The 18,726-nt window shown below is 54.6% G+C and carries 13 protein-coding genes; 11 read left to right on the top strand and 2 right to left on the bottom strand.

Annotation, left to right across the window (positions count from 1 at the left end; translation table 11 throughout):
• The first annotated feature begins 145 nt into the window (after positions 1-145).
• A complete protein-coding gene (locus M2108_RS24440) occupies positions 146-2,521 on the top strand; it encodes an S-layer homology domain-containing protein (protein ID WP_277472006.1) in 2,376 nt (791 codons plus the stop codon).
• A gap of 175 nt (positions 2,522-2,696) precedes the next feature.
• Here the strand turns inward: M2108_RS24440 and M2108_RS24435 are convergent, their stop codons facing one another.
• Positions 2,697-5,291, bottom strand: coding sequence for a beta-L-arabinofuranosidase domain-containing protein (locus tag M2108_RS24435; RefSeq protein WP_277472005.1), 2,595 nt, complete (start codon positions 5,289-5,291; stop codon positions 2,697-2,699).
• A gap of 333 nt (positions 5,292-5,624) precedes the next feature.
• Complete coding sequence (locus M2108_RS24430) at positions 5,625-6,452, bottom strand: TerC family protein (protein WP_277472004.1); 828 nt, start codon at positions 6,450-6,452, stop codon at positions 5,625-5,627.
• 978 nt (positions 6,453-7,430) lie between these two features.
• Here M2108_RS24430 and nifB point away from each other — a divergent pair.
• From nifB to M2108_RS24380, 10 genes are all read left to right on the top strand, one after another.
• A complete protein-coding gene (gene nifB / locus M2108_RS24425; RefSeq protein ID WP_277472003.1) occupies positions 7,431-8,804 on the top strand; it encodes a nitrogenase cofactor biosynthesis protein NifB in 1,374 nt (457 codons plus the stop codon).
• Between the two features lie 6 nt (positions 8,805-8,810).
• The gene (gene nifH, locus M2108_RS24420) at positions 8,811-9,677 is read left to right on the top strand and encodes a nitrogenase iron protein (RefSeq protein ID WP_068728337.1); all 867 of its coding nucleotides are present in this window, start codon (positions 8,811-8,813) and stop codon (positions 9,675-9,677) included.
• 47 nt (positions 9,678-9,724) lie between these two features.
• A complete protein-coding gene (gene nifD, locus M2108_RS24415) occupies positions 9,725-11,182 on the top strand; it encodes a nitrogenase molybdenum-iron protein alpha chain (protein ID WP_277472002.1) in 1,458 nt (485 codons plus the stop codon).
• Positions 11,179-12,738 (top strand): nitrogenase molybdenum-iron protein subunit beta, encoded by a 1,560-nt coding sequence (nifK, locus tag M2108_RS24410; RefSeq protein WP_277472001.1) that lies wholly within the window; start codon positions 11,179-11,181, stop codon positions 12,736-12,738. Before nifD ends, nifK begins: the two co-directional genes overlap by 4 nt.
• A gap of 286 nt (positions 12,739-13,024) precedes the next feature.
• Positions 13,025-14,386 (top strand): nitrogenase iron-molybdenum cofactor biosynthesis protein NifE, encoded by a 1,362-nt coding sequence (nifE, locus tag M2108_RS24405; protein ID WP_277472000.1) that lies wholly within the window; start codon positions 13,025-13,027, stop codon positions 14,384-14,386.
• On the top strand, positions 14,376-15,704 hold the full coding sequence (gene nifN, locus M2108_RS24400) for a nitrogenase iron-molybdenum cofactor biosynthesis protein NifN (RefSeq protein WP_277471999.1): 1,329 nt from the start codon (positions 14,376-14,378) through the stop codon (positions 15,702-15,704). Before nifE ends, nifN begins: the two co-directional genes overlap by 11 nt.
• Positions 15,679-16,089 carry a nitrogen fixation protein NifX gene (gene nifX / locus M2108_RS24395; RefSeq protein ID WP_277471998.1) on the top strand — a complete coding sequence of 137 codons (411 nt, stop codon included), beginning with the start codon at positions 15,679-15,681 and terminating at the stop codon, positions 16,087-16,089. Before nifN ends, nifX begins: the two co-directional genes overlap by 26 nt.
• Entirely contained in the window at positions 16,073-16,639 is a 567-nt protein-coding gene (locus M2108_RS24390) for a DUF269 domain-containing protein (protein WP_277506374.1), read from the top strand. Before nifX ends, M2108_RS24390 begins: the two co-directional genes overlap by 17 nt.
• Before the next feature lie 36 nt (positions 16,640-16,675).
• Positions 16,676-17,428: a HesA/MoeB/ThiF family protein gene (locus M2108_RS24385; protein ID WP_277471996.1), complete on the top strand. Its 753-nt coding sequence runs from the start codon at positions 16,676-16,678 to the stop codon at positions 17,426-17,428.
• Positions 17,425-18,567, top strand: a complete 1,143-nt coding sequence (locus M2108_RS24380; RefSeq protein ID WP_277471995.1) for a homocitrate synthase/isopropylmalate synthase family protein — start codon at positions 17,425-17,427, stop codon at positions 18,565-18,567. The genes M2108_RS24385 and M2108_RS24380 overlap by 4 nt, the downstream gene beginning before the upstream one ends.
• Positions 18,568-18,726: the final 159 nt, after the last annotated feature.

Below are 18,726 nucleotides of genomic sequence, written 5' to 3'. Positions count from 1 at the left end.
AGCAGCTGGCTAAAATAGTAAAAGTAAGCGTTTGCGGATATTATTGCGCCTATGCTAACAACACTAAGCCTATGCTTCCGAAGCGAGTTTTGTACGAAGAATGCCCAGGAAGTCTATGCTAACAAAACTTTTAGGAGGAGATATTTTGAGTAACGACAGGAAACCCTTTATCGGGCAGGCCGCAAAAGCGGCTTTAATTACTTCGGTGGCGGTCGCGTTAATGCTGCCCGGGGGATTGGCTTCAGCAGCAGCTTCCACTTCCGATACTACGGTACAAGAAGCTCCGGCAAAAGCTGCCCAGACAAATGCCGAGACACCTGATCCGGCAGAGGCCAAGGTTACCCAGGAGCAGGCTGTGGCAAAGCTGAAAGCATTGTTCCCTGTACTGAAAGATGCTACTGTCTCGAACACACAGCTTGGCTCAGGCAACTCCTATCCGATGAATCCGGACCAGCTGGTTTGGAATATCCAGTGGGAATTCCGGACCGGCAGCACATCTTACGGTTTTTCGAGTGAAGTTGATGCCATGACAGGAGACCTGATCTCTACATATCTGTATTCCCCGTTTGTAGGGCAGACGGACAACTTCTATCCGCCAAAGGTATCACGGGCAGAGGCGCTTGCGAAGGCCAAGAGCTTCGTTTCCCAGGCAGCGCCAACGCTGAAGAGCAGCGATCTGCAGCTCGATGAGAATATTACAATGAATGATTCGGCACTTTTTGGTCCTGTACAGTACTCCTTTTATTTCAATATCCTGGTTAACGGAGTTCCTTCATCCAGTGACTCCGTACGGGTTACGGTTGACGGCAGCGGAAATGTCATACAGTTCAGTAAATCGGCCTCCGGCCTGAAATATCCGTCCGCCAAGCCTGCGGTGTCCCAGGAAGAGGCGGAGAAGAAGTTTAAAGAGAGCTTCGATGTTGCGCTATATTACACCCCTGTTTACAAAAAAAATGAGGTGGACAGCTGGGTACTCAGCTGGAGGCCGCAGAATGAAGTCCTGTATCCGATTGATGCCCAGACCGGTAAACGGGTTGACTATGAAGGCAGCGATGTAGCTGCTGCTCCGGTCGTTTATGAGGCCGTACCGGCCGGTAAGGATGTTTTCCAGCCGGTAACCAGCGGCAAGGAGCTTACCGTCGATGAAGCGGTCAAGCAGGTGAAGAAGGTGGCAACCATCCCGGCGAACCGCAAGCTGGTCTGGCAGACGCTCGGTACCAATTACCAGAGCAGCAAGCAGAAGGTATGGTCGCTGGCCTGGAGTGATACTTCCGAAGCCGGTTATGCCGGAATGCCGCAACGCACTTATGCTGAGGTAAACGCAACGACTGGTGAGGTTCTCCAGTTCCAGATTGATCAATATACCTATATGGCGGAAAGCAGCCGGCAGGATACCGCATCCGCTCCAGCCGGAAGCAAGAAGCTGAGCCAGGCGGAAGCCAAGCAGCAGGCCCTGTCGCTGATTAACCGTTTGTATGACCAGGCCAGCAGCAGCCTGAAGCTGGCCGAGCACGGGGGGACCTGGAGCGTTCTGCCGAATGATAAAGGCTTCCGTTTTGAATTCCTCCGCTACTTCGACGGTATTCCGGTAAGTGAGAACACGATTATGGTTACGCTGGACCTTTATGGCAAGCTGCAGTCGTATTCGAACTATGGTGCTGCCAACTTCAGCAAAATCACCAAACAGCCTGCACCGGCAATTACCAAAGCTGAGGCACTGCAGAAATACTTGAGCCTGTACGCCTTGAAGCTGCAGTACAGCACAACGGGAGGCTATTTCAGCACTTCCAGTGGCGGATATACCGATCCTAAGGTGAGACTGGTTTATTCCCCTGCACTGGTTGATACAAGCAAGCCGTATGAAGCGCTGAACGCGCAGACAGGCAACTGGTTCACAATTTACGACTATAATCTGAGCGGACAACGTCCGGCTGCTGCCAGCGCGGTTGATATTAAAGGCCATGCAGCAGAACAACAGCTGACCGAGCTGCTGAAATACGGCGTAATTACGCCGGATGCGGAAGGCAAGGTGGGTCCGGATCAGGTGATCACGGTAGGCGACTGGCTTGACTACATTGCCAAAGCCTCAACACCGTACTACACGCAATATTCTGCAAGTGCAGAAAATAAGGCAGTTGCCGGAGTCAGTCCTGACAGCGCATATTTTGGTGCTGTGAACTATGCCGTCAGCCGCAGCTGGCTGGACAGGGATGCGGTAGTGAAGCCGGAGGAGAGCCTTACCCGTGAGCAGCTTGCTGTGCTGCTGGCTTCATTCCTGAAATACAGCAAGCTTGCCGCCTTCCTGAATAATGACACTACAGTCAGCAGCTTCAGCGACAGTGCAGCCATTACGAATAAAGGCGCTGTAGCCCTTGTTGTACGGCTGGGGCTGCTCCAGGGCGAAAATGGCAAATTCAATCCGCAGCAGCAAGTAACCAAAGCTCAGGCAGCCGCCGTTATTATGAAGCTGGTGGAGCTGCAGGGCAAGACCGATACGGCCATCGGCCAGCAGTATATGTAAGCCATAGCCGGGGGGCCTGCCCCGGCGGCTGAATACAAACCGGCACTTTTCTTCAGGAGAAGCTGCCGGTTTGTTTATTTCAGCAACCAAAAACCGTTCTGAGCGCAGGATAAGCAGCGCATAGAACGGTCTTTTTTAGGGGAAGCGGATTTTTGAAGTTCCAGGTTAGACTCTGCTAAAGCGCCGGGCTCTTGATAATAGTTATGCTGTAATCCTTCGCAGCGACATGGTCTTCAGCCTTAACAGTAAGTGTCAGCACGGTGCTGTCCCCCTGCAGGGAGACGGTTCTTGGCTGTGTATCATCAATCAGGATACCGCTGCAGTAGAGCAGGCCATTCTTATGTGACAGTCCGGCGCGAAGCACTACAGACTGTGTTCCGGATGGCACGCTCAGGATGTAACGGCTCCGGTCTGCTGTGAACGGATGGTCCAGAGTTCCGGCATCAAAGCTCAGGCTGTCCAGCTCTGCCCGTTGATCAAAGCCGGTCATCATCCGCAGCAGGTCGAAGATTCCGTTCATGCCGCCGGGGATGACGAATTTGATTTCCAGCCCTGTGCGATCCTGAACAGCCTCCGCAGAAATCAGGTAGCTCTTTGTATAGAAGGAACGGGGGTTATCCGTCATCAGCGTATCGCTGGCCAGCAGCTGGCCATCTGCATAAATATCAATGGCCTTGCCGTTATTGCCCGAGAAATAAGTGACGGACAGATAGTTGTCCCGCTGCGGCAGAACCCTGATCTGATAGCTGAACCAGCCGTTATTCTCCGCCTGTCTGATGTTATATCCGTCCCACGTGGCGACAGTGGTGTTCTCGCCTTTGATCTGATGCTCCAGCTCATACTGGTCATTGCCGACCGGAAGGCTGTCGATTGTTGCTTCCTGTACGCGCAGGCGCTGCTTGCCCTGAAGGATATGCTCCTGAAGCTCGGCGGAGTCAGCCTCTACCAGCTTCCAGTAGATGCCGTAGCGTTCATCATGCTGCTTATAATGAGGGGTGAACACCAGCCGGCCGTCTTCGTCCGTACCCCGGAGTACGAAGGCCAGCTCCCCTTCCTGTTGAACAAAATGCTGATCAAAATCCTCCAGCCAGCGCTCCGCACTCTGGCCTGCAGGTGTAATGAAATCCTTGACCAGCATGTTGCGGGTCGGTACGCTGACAGCCACACCGGTAGCGGATTCGGCCAGATCTTCTGTGCCGAGTGCGGCACTCAGGACCACCGGGCCGTAGCGGAAAGCCACGACATTCGGGGCATCCGGCAGTGTACGGTAGGACGCCTTCATCGGCAGCCGGAGACGGAGGATATCCCCGTCTGACCAGGCCCGCTCCAGCACGGCGTAGCGGCCGGACAGATCAATGGCCTGCTTCTGCCCGTTAAGCGTCAGCTCCGCCTCGCCTGCCAGCCAGTGGGGCAGGCGAAGATGCAGGGCAACAGGCTGGCCGGCCTCTTTTAGCGTACGAATCCTGAATTCGGCAGTGTCCTCATAGGGGAAATTAGCCGTTTGGGTCAGCTCAATTCCGTATTCCCCGGCAAGTACAGTCGAGCTTACGTACTGGTTCACATGGATGCCGCCGCTGCCATGGAAATACAAGCTGTCGTTCAGCTTGGTGAAGCTCTCCATCCCCGTTCCGGTGCAGCACCAGAAATGATCAAACGGCGAGCTGTACACCTTGAAGTAGCCCGTGGCCATCGGCTGAAAATACATCGTCATCCCGGTATGCGGATTCTGCGATGAAAGGATCGCGTTGATAAAGGTATTTTCATAGAAATCCATATATTTCGCATCACCGGTAATCTTGTATAATTCCCGGCTCAGCTTCAGCATATTGTAGGTGTTGCACGTCTCGGCCGTGAAGTTCGAGCGCTCTGCGTCCAGCATATCCGGATCGCCAAAATGCTCCCATTCGCTGTTGCCGCCCGTTACATAGCTGTGATGGAGAACCACCATATCCCAGAATTGCTGCGCAGCCTCCAGATAGAACCTCTCGCTTTCGCCCAGCACCCGGTACCGGTTCAGCGCCCCGAGGAATTTCGGGATTGTGGTATTGGCGTGCTTACCCTTCAGGATATCCCGGCCTTCATGCACCGGAGTGAACAGGCTCAGCTCGTCGAACATATGGGCAGCCTGCAGATGGTGCTCGTCACCGGAAATTTTGTACAGCTCGTAGAGACAGTCGTTCATCCCCCCGTACTCCACGGACAATACACGCTCCTGAATTTCTGCTGACCAGCCTGTGCTGCGCCGATACACCCAGCTTCCAAGCCGGGTAACCAGAGTGTAAGCCGTATTGCTGCCGGTAGCACGGTATGCCGCAGTCAGCCCTGCAATGATCTTGTGCATGGTGTACCAGGGTACCCAGGCGGGCTGCCTGTTCTCGACATTATCAAACAATTGTTCGGGAAAAGCTGAAAGGTATCCGCTGTCAAACTGGCAGGAAGCAAGCTCTTCCATCAGATACTCCAGCCGCTGGAGCAGGTGTGCGCTGCGGGTGGTTTCATAGGCCTGAGACAGCGCGCTCAGATAATGGCCCAGGGTATGGCCGCGGATTTCGGTGCTTTCCCAGCCGGGATATTTTTCACTCTTGGCAGGCAGTCCGCGGTTTTCGCGGAAGCCGGCGACCAGGCGGTCAAGGTCATAGCTTTTGAGATACAGTACTTCTTTGGAGAAGGCATTGACGAAATAGGGATCGGTTACTGCAATCTGGTCCATTTGGAAGCCGAGCAGCTTGGACCGGCCTTGTGTATGCGAAGCGGTATTGTGAGTGGTCATGTTTATCATCTCCTGCCTCTTGAATTACGGGCCGCCGTTCCGCCAGCGCCTCCGTTCTTGCTCTAACAACAGCTTATATTTTCAAAGGATCCGAGGTAAATAGTGCAACGTTCGAATTTGTGTGAAAAGGTTAGGTGAGCCTGTGGCACGCGGACAACAAATGGTATACATTTTTACGTTATATTTCACTCGTACATAAAAAATAAGGAAGACGGTACGCCGGATTTCGGAGTTCCTGTCAAGGACGGCCCATTGAAGCGCTAAAGCAAATAACCCGGAAACTGCACCTTAGGAGGTGTAGCTTCCGGGTTATTGTTTTAATGAGGGGATGCTTTATTTACCGAGCTGCTTGTCGACTTCCTTAATCGGATTCTCGTCGGTTTTTACTTCTTCAACCTTGCTGCTCAAGAACCAGCCGGTAGCGGCAATGATGATCAGAACAATATAGAAGGTTGTTTTCCACCAGGTGCTGTGGGCGAAGTCTTCGGACAGAACACCCAGGGAAGGGTGAGCCAGTGTGATGACTGCAAGCTTAACCCCTACCCAGCCTACGATGAAGAAAGCGGCGATTTCCAGACCCGGACGGGTATGCAGCAGCTTAACGAAGAAGGATGCCGCAAACCGCATAATAATTAGGCCGATAAATCCGCCGGCAAAGATAACGAGGAACTGACCGCCGTCGAGACCGCCGATTTGGCGGATGCCGCTTGGCGGAAGGGCAACCGCCAGGGCTACTGCAGCCAGAATGGAGTCAACAGCAAATGCGATGTCCGCCACTTCAACCTTCAGTACAGTTAACCAGAAGCCGGCTTTCTTTTTGTCGACAGCTTTCGGGCTTCCGCTTTCCACGGCCTCATCGGTGACCGGCTTTTTGATGAGAAGCTTTCGGAAGATATGATTCGCTGCTATGAATAGCAGGTAAATGGCCCCGATAGCTTGTACTTGCCAGATGTCCACCAGATACGAGATGACAAAAAGTGAAGCGAACCGGAACACAAATGCCCCTGCCAAACCGTAGAACAATGCCTTTTTACGTTCCTCATCAGGAAGGTGTTTAACCATAATTGCCAATACCAGTGCGTTATCTGCGGCCAGCAGCCCTTCCAGTGCAACCAGAACGAGCAACACCCAGCCGTACTCTAATACTAATCCCCAATCCATTGCTGTTTCCCCCTCATTCGGATGTAAATATCTCTTGAAAAGAATACCCACATTACCTGATTTTGATCAAAAAATATATATAAAAAAGACCTTTACCAAACAGATCAGCCTTTGGAATAAAGGTCTAACCTGATTGGTAAAGGTCTCGCCAGCAATAGTTCATTGCCGATAAAGCCGGAGAATATCCGCATATTCTCGTATTGACGACTTTATCTGAAATATAAGCAGTTCAGCGTTAAGGCTGAACCCGTCTTATATTATCCACAGAAACGGGCACGATTTCTCGGTGAAACCGGCAGGATGTTTCTGTTTACGCAGCTACTCCCCTTTACGGGATATATGAAATTTAGGACGTTCGTTTTAGTCATGTGATTAACCTAAAGGTATCATATATGAGCTCCGGAAGATTGTCAATGGTCCTGAGAACAAATATCAACTGCAAAAATAGAGAGAATGGAAACGGAAACATGATAAGTATGAGTCAGTAAATCTAACATGTCTTTTGTCGATACTGCAAACATAAGGAAAATAAGGGCTTTTTGAGCTTGTATGTAATTGACGGTAGGGGGTTGAAAAAATATGATGAGAGTAATTCAAGCGGCCAAGCGAAGGATTGTGTCAGGTAAAATAACACATAGCTTACCACCGCTTCTGCCACTGCCGTACAGTCTGTCATGGAGGTAACACGAGGAAGTTGAGCTTCGTAAAACTAAGCGTATACTTCCGAAGTAAGTTTTACCGAAGCTGAATCACAGGAGTAACGCTAGTAAAACTAAGCGTATGCTTCCGAAGTAAGTTTTACCGAAGCTGAATCACAGGAGTAACGCTAGTAAAACGAAGCGAATGCTTCCGAAGTGAGTTTTACCGAAGCTGATTCACAGAAGTAACGCTAGTAAAACTAAGCGTATGCTTCCGAAGTAAGTTTTACCGAAGCTGAATCACAGGAGTAACGCTAGTAAAACTTTTAGGAGGTGGGAAATGATGCAGCCGTCGTGTATATCAAATGAAGCAGAGGAGGAGATCAGCCGCCACCCTTGCTACAGCGAGGAAGCTCACCGGTTCTATGCCAGAATGCACATCCCGGTTGCGCCCGCCTGCAACATCCAGTGCAACTACTGCAACCGCAAGTTCGACTGTGTCAATGAGAGCAGGCCGGGCGTGGTCAGTGAAGTGCTGACGCCGGAACAGGCGGAACGCAAGGTGAAGGGGGTTGCCGCCCAGCTGATGCAGCTCTCTGTAGTCGGCATAGCCGGACCGGGCGATCCGCTGGCAAATCCGGAGCAGACGTTCGACACCTTTGCAAGGGTGAAACAGCATGTCCCTGATGTCAGTCTCTGCCTTAGCACTAACGGCCTTACGCTTTACCGGCATGTGGATGAAATCCTTGAGCTCGGCATCCGCCATGTCACCATCACGATCAACGCCATTGACCCGGATGTCGGCCGGCACATTTATCCCTGGGTATTTGATGAAGGGATCCGGTACGAAGGAAGGGCAGCGGCGGAGCTGCTGATCAGCCGCCAGCTGGCTGGGCTTGAAATGCTGGCGAAGCTGGGGATTCTCGTTAAAGTCAATTCGATTATGATTCCGGGGGTCAACGATCACCATCTGCCGGACGTGTCCAAAAGAGTAAAAGAGCTCGGGGCCACGCTGCACAATGTAACGCCGCTGATTATCGCTCCGGGAAGCCAGTACGAAGCGGACGGCCGCAAGGCACCCCGTCCGAAGGAACTGCACAATCTGCAGGAGCTGCTGGGGCGTGAAGGAATGAAGGTCATGCGTCACTGCCGGCAATGCCGGGCTGATGCTATCGGGCTGCTCGGCCAGGACCGCAACCAGGACTTTCCGCTGGAGGCGATGGAGGCTGATCCGGTCATTGATCAGGAGGCCCGGACACAGTTCCAGAGTGACCTCGACGCCAAAATCCGCGAGCGGGTCACCGCGAAGCAGGCCAGAGCCAGAGGGCGATGGGAGGATTCACAGAAAACAAGAGTTGCCGTAGCCACCAGAGGCGGCGACAAGGTCAACCAGCATTTCGGCCATGCAACGGAATTCCTCGTGTATGATACCGACGGGGCTGAAGTCAAGCTGGTCGGTGTCCGCAAGATTCAGGCGTATTGCCACGGTAAGGCGGATTGTAACGGCGACAAAGCCGCTACGCTGCAGGAAATTATCTCTATTTTAAGTGACTGCCGCATTCTTCTCTGCTCCGGAATCGGAGACGGCCCGCGGGCCAGCCTGAACAAAGCCGGTGTACTGCCGCTGGTCCGTAAGGGCGGCATACAGGACATGATTCTCGAAAGCGTCAAGTACAGCTCCTATTTTGAAAATATGAATATTTCGAAGGGATGATGAAAAATGAGACAAATAGCTTTCTACGGTAAAGGCGGTATCGGTAAATCGACAACTTCACAAAACACCCTGGCTCAGTTAGCTACAAAGTTCGGACAGCGCATTATGATTGTCGGCTGTGACCCTAAGGCAGACTCCACCCGCCTGATTCTGAACACCAAAGCGCAGCAGACCGTGCTTCATCTGGCCGCTGAGCTCGGCTCCGTGGAGGATCTGGAACTGGATGATGTACTGCAGACCGGCTTCGGCGACATCATCAACGTGGAATGCGGCGGTCCTGAACCGGGTGTAGGCTGTGCAGGACGCGGGATCATCACTGCTATCAACTTCCTGGAGCAGGAAGGCGCTTATACCGATCTGGACTTTGTATCCTATGACGTACTCGGGGACGTTGTGTGCGGGGGCTTCGCAATGCCGATCCGTGAGAACAAGGCGCAGGAAATCTACATCGTCTGTTCCGGCGAAATGATGGCGATGTACGCAGCCAATAACATCGCCCGCGGGATTCTGAAATATGCTACCAGCGGCGGTGTCAGACTGGGCGGCCTGATCTGCAACAGCCGGAACACCGACCGTGAGGATGAGCTGATTACAGAGCTGGCCCGCCGCCTGAATACGCAGATGATTCACTTTGTGCCGCGTGACAATGTCGTTCAGCACGCCGAGCTGCGCCGGATGACTGTTGCCCAGTACAATCCGGAGCACAAGCAGGCCAAGGAATATGAGATTCTGGCCGAGAAAATCCTCAACAACAAAATGCTGACCATCCCTACCCCGATCTCTATGGAAGAGCTGGAGGAGCTGCTGATGGAATTCGGGATCATCGAAGATGAAGAAGCGGCCATTCAGAAGCTGCAGGCTTCCGGACAATAAGTAACAGCGGGCGCCAAGGCGCCCCGCCATGAAAAGGAGGGTCAATAATGGGACTGGATATTGAAGCGAATAAAAAACTCGTGGAAGAAGTGCTGGAGGCTTACCCGAAAAAAGCGAAAAAAGACCGGGAAAAGCATTATCAGATCAATACAGCCGAAGCTCAAACCTGCGGCACCTGTGCCCTGAAATCGAATATCAAGTCCCGTCCCGGTGTCATGACGCCGCGCGGCTGCTCCTATGCGGGCTCGAAGGGCGTGGTGTGGGGCCCGATCAAGGATATGGTCCATATCAGCCATGGCCCCATCGGCTGCGGGCAGTACAGCTGGGGAACCCGGCGCAATTATGCGAACGGGACGCTGGGGATCGATAATTTTACCGCGATGCAGATTACAAGTGATTTTCAGGAGACGGATATCGTCTTCGGCGGTGACAAGAAGCTGGAAGTGATCATGCGGGAGATTACCGAGATGTTCCCGCTGGCCAAAGGGATTTCGGTACAGTCCGAGTGCCCGGTCGGCCTGATCGGTGATGATATTGAAGCGGTGTCCAAGAAGATGTCCAAGGAGCTGGAGATGCCGGTCGTACCTGTCCGGTGTGAGGGCTTCCGCGGCGTCAGCCAATCGCTCGGCCATCATATCGCCAATGATGCGATCCGTGATTTCGTGCTCGGCAAGGCGGACCTGGCCGAAACAGGACCTTATGATGTCAACATCATCGGTGATTACAATATCGGCGGTGATGCCTGGGCTTCGCGTATTCTGCTGGAAGAAATGGGGCTGCGCGTCATCGCCCAATGGTCCGGCGACGGTACGCTGAATGAGCTGGAGATTGCCCACAAAGCGAAGCTGAACCTGATCCACTGCCACCGCTCCATGAACTATATGGTCGAGCATATGGAGAAGGCTTACGGTATTCCCTGGATGGAATACAACTTCTTCGGACCGACCAAAACCTATGAAAGCCTCCGCGCCATCGCCGCATTGTTCGACGAAACGATCCAGGAGAACTGCGAGAAGATGATTGCAAAGCACAAGCCGGCCATGGATGCCATTATCAGTAAATACAAGCCGCGTCTGGAAAATAAAAAAGTGATGCTGATGATCGGCGGTCTGCGTTCCCGCCACACCATCGGCGCATACGAGGATCTCGGAATGGATATTGTGGCCTCCGGTTACGAATTCGCCCATAAGGACGATTACGAGAAGACCTTCCCGATGATGAAGGAAGGCACGATTATTATGGATGATCCTACGGCCTATGAGCTGGAAGAGCTGGCCCAGAAAATGAATGTTGATCTGGTGGGCTCAGGTGTCAAAGAGAAATATGTGTATCACAAAATGGGTGTTCCGTTCCGCCAGATGCATTCATGGGATTACAGCGGCCCTTATCACGGCTTTGACGGCTTTAAGATCTTTGCCAAGGATATGGATATGACGGTCAACAGCCCGGTGTGGAGCCTGATGCAGAAAAAGACAAAAGCCCAAAAGGAGGAAGCGAGCATATGAGCAAGGACAGACTGGACATTCCGGATTACAACTCCCTGTTCTCGGAGCACCGGTTCGTGGAGCAGCGGCTGAACAAGCGGCAGTTTGAAGCACCCTGCAGCGAGCAGGAAACGGCAGAAGCGCTCGCTTACTCCCAATCTGCTGAATATATGGAGAAGAACTTTAACCGTAAAGCGGTGGTCATTAACCCGCACAAGGCCTGCCAGCCGCTCGGTTCTATTATGGCCGCACTCGGTTTTGAGAAGACGCTGCCTTTTGTCCATGGCTCACAAGGTTGCAACTCCTATTTCCGCAGCCATTTAAGCCGCCATTTCAAGGAGCCTACACCGGCCGTATCCTCCTCGATGACTGAGGATGCAGCAGTATTCGGCGGTATGAGCAACCTGATTGACGGCCTGGAAAACAGTATTGCCCTCTATAAGCCGGAGATGGTGGCAATCTGTACGACCTGCATGGCCGAGGTTATCGGTGATGACCTGTCCTCCTTCATCGGCAATGCCCGCAATAAAGGGGTGATATCCGAGGATTTCCCGGTTGCCTTCTGCAACACGCCTAGCTTTGTCGGGTCACATATTACCGGCTATGATGCCATGATGAAGGGGATTCTTAGCTACCTCTATGAACGCTCCGGCTTTGAAGCAGCCCCTGGCAGCGGTGAAGAAACAGGGGAGAAGCTGAACGTCATGCTCGGCTTCGAGCCTTACACGGGGAATTTCGCGGAAATCCGGAAAATTCTTGAGGCATTTGATACGAAATATACATTGCTTGGTGACCACAGCGGCAACTATGATTCGCCGGCTACCGGGGAGTACGAGTACTACTACGGCGGAACCAGACTGGCGGATGTGCCGCTGGCGGCGAATGCGCTCGGCACCCTGTCCCTCCAGAAATATACGCTGAAGAAGACCCAGGACTACATTGCCGATACCTGGAAGCAACAGATTACTGCGCTGTCTACGCCGCTTGGTATCACCGGAACCGACAAGCTGCTGGAGGCGATCAGCGAGCTGACAGGGCTTCCGCTTCCGGCCTCGCTGCTGGAAGAACGCGGCCGCGTGGTGGATGCTCTCACGGACAGCCATCCCTATATTCACGGCAAGCGGGTAGCGCTGGTAGGCGATCCGGATCTGCTGATCGGCTTAATCGGTTTCTGCCTGGAGGTTGGCATGGAGCCGGTGCACATCGTCTGCTCGAACGGAGATGTGGACTTCAATGAAGTGAAGTTCAAGGAGGAGGCGGAGGCACTGCTCGCCTCAAGTCCTTACGGCTCCGAAGCCTCGCTGTATATCGGAAATGACCTGTGGCATATGCGGTCGCTGCTGCTGAATGATCCGGTTGATCTGGCCATCGGCAGCTCGCATCTGAAATTTGCGGCCAAGGATGCGAATGTTCCGCTGATCCGCGTAGGGTTCCCGATCTTTGACCGTCATCACATGCACCGTTATCCGATCCTTGGCTATCAGGGTGCGCTTAATCTGCTCAGTCTGATTGTCAACACCGTGCTCGATGAACTGGACCGCAATAATTCCGGATTCAACTATGACCTGGTGCGGTAAGCGGCATACCTGCATTTTTACACTTTGACAGTATGGATGAGTGATGGAAATTACTGAAACTTTCTGTAAAGATATTTTATGCTTAACATACATCAATTTGAATAAATGGTAATGATTCATCCAGCCCGGCGTTCCCTATATCCCGTTTTTCGCCTATGGTTAACACACGCGAAATCCGGGAACAGGGCAGGCCGGGATTCTTGCTAGTGATATGTATAAGCCGTTACTGCTGCAGGTCAGTATTGCCAGAGTTAGCATCCACCTTTAGCGAAGGAGATGAAAGCCGATGGACCCAGTACGAAAAGTCGATTTTGATTCCGGGGATTGCGGGAGCCAGGCCCCCAAATCCAAGCCGTGTCCGCGGCCGAAGCCCGGTGAAGCAGCCGGAGGCTGCTCCTTCGACGGAGCCCAGATCACACTGCTGCCTATAATGGACGCCGCGCATCTTATTCATGGCCCGATTGCCTGTGCCGGGAACAGCTGGGAGAGCAGAGGTACGCTGTCGAGCGGCCCATCGCTGTCGCAATACGGCTTCGCCACCGATCTGAATGACTCCGACATTATTTTTGGCGGGGAAAAGAAGCTGAAGGAGAGCATCGACTATATTGCCGGGCGTTTTGCGCCTCCGGCAATCTTTGTATATTCAACCTGTGTGACGGCACTGATCGGCGAAGATATGGATGCCGTGTGCAAGGAGGCTGCGGACCGGCTGGGCATACCGGTTGTTCCCGTTAACAGCCCGGGGTTTGTGGGCAGTAAAAACCTGGGCAACCGGCTGGCAGGCGATGCCCTGCTGCAGTATGTTATCGGCACAGGAGAGCCGCAGCCGGAAACTCCGCTTGGTGTCAACCTGATCGGCGAATACAATATCGCGGGTGAAATGTGGGACATTGAGAGGCTGATGAACAGTGCGGGCATTGCTGTTACCTCGCGTATCACAGGCGATGCCAGATACGAGGAGATAACCTGGGCGCACCGCGCCAAGGTTAACATGGTCGTCTGCAGCCGCGCGCTGCTGGGGCTGGCAAGGGAGATGGAGGCCCGGTACGGTATCCCTTATTTTGAAGGCTCCTTCTACGGGGCTAAGGAGACTACCTATTCTCTGCGCCAGATGGCATATCTGATGAATGACCGGGAAATGGAGCGGCGGGTGGACCGTCTGACCGAACGGGAGGAGAACCGTCTGGCCCAGGATCTGCGTCCTTACCGCAAAATTCTGAAGGGGAAAAAAGCGGTGCTGTATACCGGCGGTGTCAAAAGCTGGTCCGTTATATCGGCGCTCAAGGAGCTGGGGGTACAGGTGGTCGGTGTAGGCACGAACAAAAGCACGGAGGATGATGTGCGGCGGATTGCCGACCGGGTCGGAGATGATACCGAATATATACCGGAAGGCGGGGCCAGCAGGATTCTCAAGACGGTGCGGGAACGCAAGGCCGACATTATGATCGCCGGCGGGCGCAACATGTATGTGGCGATGAAGGAACAGATTCCGTTCATCGATATTAACCAGGAAAGACATAAGGCCTATGCCGGCTATGAAGGCCTGCTGCGGCTGGCCAAGGAGCTGACCTATTCACTGGCCAATCCGATCTGGAAGCTCGCGGCCAGCCCCGCCCCCTGGGACAGGGAGGTGCCTTATGACCGTTAACAGACGGAAGAAGCCGGCTTCGGTCAATCCGGTCAAGATCGGCCAGTCGCTGGGGGCCGTGCTTGCCCTGCAGGGCTGCTATCGCGCAATGCCGCTGATACACGGCTCGCAAGGCTGCTCGGCTTTTCCGAAGGCGCTGCTGACCCGGCATTTCCGCGAGCCGATTGCCGTGCAGACCTCGGCGCTGCAGGAGATGGATGTAATCTTCGACGCCAACCGGAATCTGGAGGAGGCGCTGAATATTGTACTGAGTAAGCATCGTCCCGACATTATCGGCATCATCGGAACGGAGCTGACCGATGTGGCGGGTGTTGATTATGCTACGATGCTCAAGAGCTACAAGCGGGAACGGAACCTTCGCGGGGGGCTCGCCTTCTCTGTGGTTCTGCCCGATTTTCGGGGCTCGCTTGAGTCCGGCTTCAGCGCCACGGTGGAGGCGATGATGGACGAAATGATCCAGCAGGTGGGACACCGGGGTTCAAGAACCGTGAACACCCGCCAGATTACGCTGCTTCCGGGATCGTTCCTGACGCCTGCAGATGTGATGGAGCTGAAGGAAATGATCTCTGCCTTCGGGTTCGAGGTGATTGCCGTTCCTGATATTTCGACTTCCCTATCCGGCCATCTGCTGACCGGCTTCTCCCCGCTGACCCGGGGTGGTGTGCCGCTGGACTCCATGCTGCAGAGCCTGCAGTCCGGCTTAACGATTGCAGTCGGCGCCAGCATGGAGCGGCCGGCCAGAAGACTGCATAACGCGCTTGGCACACCCTATAAGGTATTCAGCGGTGCAATGGGCCTGAAGGCCTCGGATGATCTGCTGCATTTCCTGCACCAGATCAGCGGCGAGCCGGTTCCGCTGCGCTACTGCTGGCAGCGGGAGAATCTGCTCGACAGCATGCTTGACGCGCATTTCCAGTTCGCCGGCATGTCCGCTGTTGCGGCGCTTGAGCCGGATCATCTGTATTCCGTGTCCGGCTGGCTGGAGGAGCTGGGTGTAGAGCAGAAGGCGCTAGTTGCTTCTTTTGAAACACCGCTTGTAGACGGCATGGAGCGTGAGGTATGGGTCGGCGACCTGGATGATGCCGAGGTGCTCGGCAAAGGAGCCGACCTGTGGATCAGCAATTCGCACGGAATCAGCGGTGCAGCCCGCATAGAGGCGGCATTTATGCCCGCCGGCTTCCCGGTCTGGAACGAGCTTGGGGCCTATATGTCCGTATCGGTCGGCTACAGGGGAGCAATGGAATGGAGCAACAAGGCAGGGAATTTGTTAATGCAGAGGGAGGCTGGCCACCGTGAAAGTAGCATTCGCCACAGATGATGGAATCCGCGTTAATGCCCACTTCGGGCAGAGTCCGATGTTCGCAATATACAATGTCACCAAGCAGGGAAGTGAGCTTGTTGAGCTGCGCAGACTGCCGGTAGTCCTGAACCAGGATGAAGCCGGCAAAATCGAGAGCCGCCTGGAGGCGGTAGGTGACTGCACGCTGATCTTCATTATGCAGATCGGCGCTTCGGCGGCTGCCCGGGTGACACGGCGCAAGATTATGCCGGTGAAGGTTCCTTTTGGCAGCCCGATCGAGGAGCAGGTCAAGCGGCTGGCCGAGATGCTGCAGGGTAAGCCGCCGATGTGGCTGGCCAAGGTGCTGCGGGCGGAAGAGGAAGGCATAACGGAAGGAGAGGAATCTGATGGAACCCATGGCTAATAAAAGCCCGGCAGTGTTGGAAGGAGCGCTTCAGGAGAATGCGCTCCTGAAGCGCCGCAGCCGGCCGGTCCGTAAGGCCGTGGACCAGGAGACGGCGGAGGCTCTGGTCCGGAGGCTGTGCAGTCTGCTTGACGCGGAAGATTTCTTCGGCCGTTATGCGGCTCTGCAGCCGCGGGAGAAGATTGCACAGCAGTTCCTTGCCTCTGCTGCTGACCAGAGCCAGTCGGAATTCAACTGCGCTGTCTCGCCCAAGGTACGCCAGCAGGTGCCGCTGCTGTTTCAGGCTATGGCCGGAGTGATCGAAGAAAGAAGCGGGACGATGATCCAGAGCACGGCCGAGATTAACGGTGAGGGCTTCGGCCGGGGACTGCTCTACAGCGGCCGGGTCATTCTGGTGCTGAAGAGCCTGCGCGCAGGCTTTCCGTTTCCGTTCACATCAGAGGAGAAGATGCTCCGGTACGGCGCTGAGTGTATTGAGGAAGGGCTGGCTTTTCTGGACAGATACAAGGAAGTGACCGCGCTGCACGGCTTGCTGAGCCTGGAGGGTTAAGGCAGATATAATCATCAGTCACAGGAGGCGACAGGCATGGAGCAGCTTGCCGGAGGAGCAGAGCTAGAACGGTATGCCCGGCAGCTGAAGCTGCTGGGGGAGGACGGACAGCGGGCATTGAAGGAAGCAACGGTCATGGTGGCCGGAATCGGCGGGTTAGGAGGAACGGCTGCGCTGTATCTGGCGGCGGCGGGTGTCGGCAAGCTTATTCTGGCGCACGAAGGTATTATTCTGCCGCCGGATCTCAACCGGCAGATTCTGATGGACAGCGGATCTTTAGGGATGGAGCGGATCGGTACGGCAGCAGCGCAGCTGAAACGTCTTAATCCGCATGTGGAGATCGAGGGCTACAATGCCAGAATTGAATATGAACGGGCGAAGCCGTGGGTGGAGAAGGCGGACATCGTTATTGATGCGCGTTATGATTTTCCTGAGCGGTATGCCTTGAACAGGCTGTGCGTCGATACCGCTACCCCGATGGTAGAGGCGGCAATGTACGGCTTTGAGATTTCACTTACCACGATCTTTCCGGGTCAGACTCCCTGCCTGGAATGCCTGTACCCGGATGTGCAGCCGCAATGGGAACCGTTCGGATTTCCAGTTCTGGGTGCGACCTCTGGAATTGCCGGTTGTCTGGCAGCACTGGAAGCCGTAAAATGGATTACAGGGGTAGGGACAACTTATGCGGGCGTAATGCATCGCTTCAGCTCACTCGACTTCGCCTGTTATAGCGTCACTATTACCCGTAATCCGAATTGCGCTTGCTGCGGAGAAGGAGGTAAACCGTGAAAAGTCTCAAGCTATGTGACACGACACTCAGGGATGGTGAACAGGCGGCTGGAGTATCATTCACGCGGGCGGAAAAGCTGGAAATCGCAAAGTTGCTGTCGGAATGCGGAGTAGAACAGGCAGAGGTAGGTATCCCTGCCATGGGCAGACGGGAACAGGAGGACATCGCGGCTATTGCGGAGCTGGGCTTGCCGATGAAGCTGATGACCTGGAACCGGTCAACCCTTGGCGACATCGACAAGGCGCGGAGCACCGGAGTGAACTGGGCTCATGTATCCATTCCGGTCTCGGACATCCAGCTGCAGGGCAAGCTGGGGCTGACACCGCTTGAAGGGATGAACAAGCTGCTGCGTGCAGCGGAGTACGGGCTCAGGCAGGGCATGACGGTATCGGTCGGCATGGAGGACTCGTCCCGGGCGGATATGAAGTTTCTGGCCCAATTGGTCAACACGCTATACAAGGAAGGCATACGCCGGTTCCGTTATGCGGACACGGTGTCTGCCCATCATCCGGGACAAATGGCAGAACGGATTCAGACGCTGCTTGGCGCGGTTCCGGTTGATGTGGAGCTGGAGGTGCACTGCCACAATGACTTCGGGCTGGCCGTAGCCAACACGCTGAGCGGCATAGCCGCCGGGGCGGTCTGGGCCAGCACCACAGTAGCCGGTATAGGTGAGCGGACCGGCAATGCGGCCATGGAGGAAGTCGCCATGGCCTGGCGGCATTTGTACGGCGGCGAATGCGGCGTGCGGCTGGACCTGCTCAAAGGGCTGGCGGATATGGTCATTGCGGCCTCCGGGCGCAATGTCGGTGATGCCAAGCCGATTGTAGGACAGCTTGCGTTCACGCATGAGTCCGGCATTCATGTGGACGGGCTGATGAAGGAGAAGGCGACGTATCAGACGTTTGATCCGGCCGAGGTCGGCCGGTCCCACCGCTTCGTGCTGGGCAAGCATTCCGGCAGCGGCGGGGTGGCCCATGTGCTGGAGCAGCGCGGTCTTGAGGTCAGCCCGGAGACGGCAGGCCGGCTGCTGGAGCGGGTCCGGGAATACGCCGAGGCCCGCAAGAGCAATGTGCCGGAGGTCATGCTGCTCCAGTGGCTGATGGAGGAGCAGCAGCGGGCACAGAATGCGGTGTGAGCAGGTCTGTGATCCGGCTGTTCCACTAACCTGTATCTGGTAAGGAAGATGAACGGAATAGCCGTAAGTTACGTCCAATCGGCAGCGGCAGTCTCTATTATGGGGCTGCCGCTGTTTTATTTTGCATCAAGGATAATGGGGGTGGGACATAATTCAGGC

It is taken from the genome of Paenibacillus sp. PastM-3, from assembly GCF_029893965.1.
Classification (GTDB): Bacteria; Bacillota; Bacilli; order Paenibacillales; family Paenibacillaceae; genus Paenibacillus_AQ.
Note: the sequence above shows the minus strand (reverse complement) of the source record. Positions and strands in the feature narration are given on the sequence as shown.